The sequence below is a fragment of the Desulfococcus sp. genome (assembly GCF_050178255.1).
Taxonomy (GTDB): Bacteria; Desulfobacterota; Desulfobacteria; order Desulfobacterales; family Desulfococcaceae; genus Desulfococcus; species Desulfococcus multivorans.
In genome coordinates, this window is sequence record NZ_JBFXGG010000026.1 from 1 (window position 1) to 3847 (window position 3847).

At 62.6% G+C, this 3847-nt stretch carries 3 protein-coding genes; all 3 read left to right on the forward strand.

Annotated features, from left to right (window positions below; translation table 11 throughout):
- Positions 1-386 precede the first annotated feature (386 nt).
- The 3 genes from proC (at position 387) to AB7S84_RS07250 (ending at position 3816) form a co-directional block, all read left to right on the forward strand.
- The gene (gene proC, locus AB7S84_RS07240) at positions 387-1238 is read left to right on the forward strand and encodes a pyrroline-5-carboxylate reductase (protein ID WP_020877878.1); all 852 of its coding nucleotides are present in this window, start codon (positions 387-389) and stop codon (positions 1236-1238) included.
- Between the two features lie 48 nt (positions 1239-1286).
- Positions 1287-3122: a protein-disulfide reductase DsbD family protein gene (locus AB7S84_RS07245; protein ID WP_234979110.1), complete on the forward strand. Its 1836-nt coding sequence runs from the start codon at positions 1287-1289 to the stop codon at positions 3120-3122.
- Positions 3123-3315: 193 nt separating this feature from the next.
- The gene (locus AB7S84_RS07250; RefSeq protein ID WP_020877876.1) at positions 3316-3816 is read left to right on the forward strand and encodes a thioredoxin family protein; all 501 of its coding nucleotides are present in this window, start codon (positions 3316-3318) and stop codon (positions 3814-3816) included.
- Positions 3817-3847 lie beyond the last annotated feature (31 nt).

A 3847-nucleotide genomic window follows, 5' to 3' on the forward strand; every position in this document is an offset into this window, starting at 1 on the left:
AGTATGCATAAACTGTCATTATAAATATGCATCATTAAGATGGATGGCACAAGCTTTTTTCAGGTGGTCAGGAGTTTGAAAAAGGCTGAAGACTGAAGGCTGAAGGCTGTAGACTGAAGACTGTAGGGGTGCGTCTGGGGCGTGTATGCCCGTCAGTCTCTGTCCGGTCACCATGATGAAAGCCGAAAGCTGAGTTAACCCCCTGATCACTCTAAAACTCTAAAACCCTAAAACCTTAAAACTCTCAAACCCTACCTCCTTAAATCCCTATAAGTCAAGTTATTTTCCCTCAAAACCGTTGACAGGGGCGCGGGAGACGCTATATTCAAAAAACGGCATCGACGGTTTGGGGGCCTTCAACCCTCGAATTAACAACAGGAGTATTCATGGCCATTCAGGATCGAAAAATCGGCTTTCTGGGCGCGGGCAACATGGGCGAGGCGATCATCGGCGCTCTGCTCGGCTCCGGCATCCTTCCCGGAGAACATATCTGCATCAACGACGTCAACGCGGAGCGGCTCAGCTACATGCACAAGACTTACGGCGTGGCTCCGGTCCGGGACAACGCGCGGCTCTTCGCGGAATGCGACACCGTCGTCCTGGCCGTCAAGCCCCAGCAGATGACCGATGTGCTGGGGGAGATCAGCAGCGGCCCCGAATACGGCGTCGGCGGACGCACCCTGGTGATCTCCATCGCCGCGGGGTTTCCCATTCGCAAGATCGAAGCCCTGCTCTACGGTCCCCTGGACGAGGACCGGGCCCGAAGGATGCCCATCATCCGGGTGATGCCCAACACGCCTGCGCTGGTGCTGGCCGGAATGTCGGGCATGAGCCCCAACCGCCACGCCGATGCGCAAGACATCGAGGCGGCCATGGAGATCCTGGGCGCCATGGGAAAAGTCATCGTCTTCGAGGAGGAAAAGCTGGATGCAGTCACCGCGCTTTCCGGGTCGGGGCCGGCCTATGTCTTCTACCTCATCGAGGCCATGACCCATGCGGGTGTCGCTGCGGGGCTCGACCCCTCGGATGCCGCCGAACTGACCCTGGGAACCCTGGACGGCGCGGTGCGGCTGATTCAGGCCAGGGGGGAACCCCCCGAGGTCCTGCGTCGAAAGGTCACGTCGCCGGGCGGCACCACCGAGGCCGCCGTCAATGTCCTGGAAAGGAACAACGTCCGCCGGCATATCGTCGATGCGATCCTTGCGGCGGCGCGACGGGCCGAAGAGCTGAGCCGATAGGCCCTGCCGGTCCGCGGCGGTGACGGCGAGGGGGAATTCTTGAATCCTGTGAATAACGGATTGATACCGTCGATGGGGCGGGTGCTTGTCTGCGTCCTTCTGCTCCTGGCCGGATCAACGTCCGCGACGGCGCAATCGGGCGGGATCCTGGGGGAGGCTTCACCAGCGGCGCCTGCCGATCCCTTTACCTTTATCATAGCTGTCGCCCCCGAGCGCATCGCTCCGGGACAGGGCGGCGTCATCACGGTTTCCGCCGGGATTCCCCCCGGCCACAAACTCTATGCGGACCGGACGTTCATCGAGCCGGTCCCGGTATCCGGCATCGCCTTCGGGCCCCTCGACGTTCCCAAGAGCGTCGAAAGGACCGAGCCGGACGGGAATACGGCCCGCTTCCATGTAGAGGACGCGACCTTCCGCCTGCCGGTGTCGGTGGATGCTTCGGCGCCGGTCGGGTCCGCCATTGTCGTCCCCCTGACGATCCGGTACCAGGGCTGCGCCGGAGACCGGTGCTTCTTTCCCCGGGAAAAACGGTTAACCGTCACTGTCGATGTGGTCGGGTCCGTTGCGGAACAGAACGTTTCTCCGGCGCCGGTTGCGGACGCAGCGGACGCATTGGAACCGCCGCCTTCTGAAAACCCCTATTGGCGCGCCCACCGCCGTTTCGGGCTGGTGGGGGTCCTGGCCGCGGCCTTTGCCTGGGGCCTCCTGGCCAGCCTGACCCCGTGCATCTATCCCATGATTCCCATCACCATGACCGTTATCGGCGCCGCCGGCGCGGGGAGCACCCGCAGGGGGTTCGGTCTCTCCCTGATATATGTGGGGGGCATGTCCCTGGTCTATGCCGCCTTCGGGGTCGCGGCCGCGTGGTCGGGAGGACTGTTCGGCGGGTTCGCGGGCCACCCGGCCGTCCGTATCGGGGTGGCGGTGATTTTCACGGGTATGGCCCTGAGCCTCTTCGATCTCTTCCACATCCGGATGCCTGCGTGGGCGGCCTCCCGGATCGGCATGAAGTTCGGCGGGGGCGGGGTGGGCGTATTTCTGACCGGCGCGGCGGCCGGCGCCGTGGTGGGCCCCTGCGTGGGGCCGCTTCTGGTGGCGCTTCTGGTCTATATCGCCACCCTGGGGGATCGACTCCAGGGTTTTTTGATCATGTGGAGCTTCGCCCTCGGCATGGGGACCCTTTTCGTCGTGATCGGCACATTCTCCGGCGCCGCGGCGGCGCTGCCCAGGTCCGGCCCATGGATGGAGCGGCTCAAACGGTCCTTCGGAGTGCTGATGCTGGCGGCGGCCCTCTATTATGCCGCGCCCCTCATGCCCGAGAGAATCCTCTGGCTCTCCATGGGCGCCCTTTTGATCGGCGTCGGCGTCTTCATCGGGGGTCTTGACGGCCTGTCGGCTGCAGCCGGCGGGTATGACCGGCTCCGAAAAGCCGCGGGCATCCTCTGCCTCACCCTGGGCATTGCCTACGCCGCCCGCTTCGCCCTGGCCGGGGCCGGGGTCGGGGGCGCGACAGGTTCACCCGCGGCAGCGCCCGCCGGCATCGCCTGGATGACCGATGAGGCCGCGGCCCTTGCGGCGGCCCATCGGGAAAAGCGACCGGTCCTGATCGACTTTTATGCAGACTGGTGCGCGGCCTGCAAGGACCTGGACCGAAAGACCTTCTCGGATCCCCGGGTCGTCGCCGCCGCCGACCGGTTCGTGGCCCTCAGGGTCGACGGCTCCGACCCGTCGGACCCCGAAGCGAAGGCCCTGCACCGGAAGTACGGCGTCGTGGGACTCCCCACCCTCGTCTTCATCGACAGGACGGGACGGATCGCGAAGACCGAAACCGTCACCCGGTTCATTGGGCCTGAGGGGTTGTTGGAGAGGATGGGGAGGTTCTAGGGGGGTAGGGTGTTAAGGTTTTAGAGTGTTAGGGTTTTAGAGTGTTAGAGTGTTAAGGTTTTATGTGGTTATGTGGTTATGTGGTTGGGTTTCAAGCGATTCGAGGGTCGGTCCCAGAATTTATGAGAAAATGACGTTTTCTTAGAAGAAGGATTCAGGATTTAGAGTTTATGGGGTTATGGGGGAGGTCGTATTGAAATATTTGTGGATTGTGATGGTCATGGCTTTGCTCGTGGGGGCACCTGCCGTTGTTGGGGCGGGGGAGGCTCGGGAAGAGGGTGTTGCCGCGGCCGGGGGCAAAGGCACGGCAGCGGCCGGGGTCCGATGGTATACCTTCGAGGAGGGCTTCAGCCGGGGGCAGCGTGAAGGCAAGAAGATCTTCCTGAATTTCTACGCGGACTGGTGCCAATATTGCCAGGTGATGGAAGAGAAGACCTTCCGGGACAACGCCGTGGCGGCATATCTCAACGACCATTACATTCCCATTCAGGTCGATTCGGACCGGCAGCCGAAGATCGCTGAGCAGTATCGGGTCGAGGGGCTTCCCGCCACCTTCTTTATCGCGTCTGACGGGACGAGCATCGGATCCCAGCCGGGCTATATTCCCCCGGAGGTCATGCTGCCCCTGCTCAGGTTCATCCACACGGACAGCTACCGAAAGATGGATTTCGAGACCTTCCGGGAACGCCCCTGACAGCCGGCCTGACAGCCGGCCTGACAGCCGG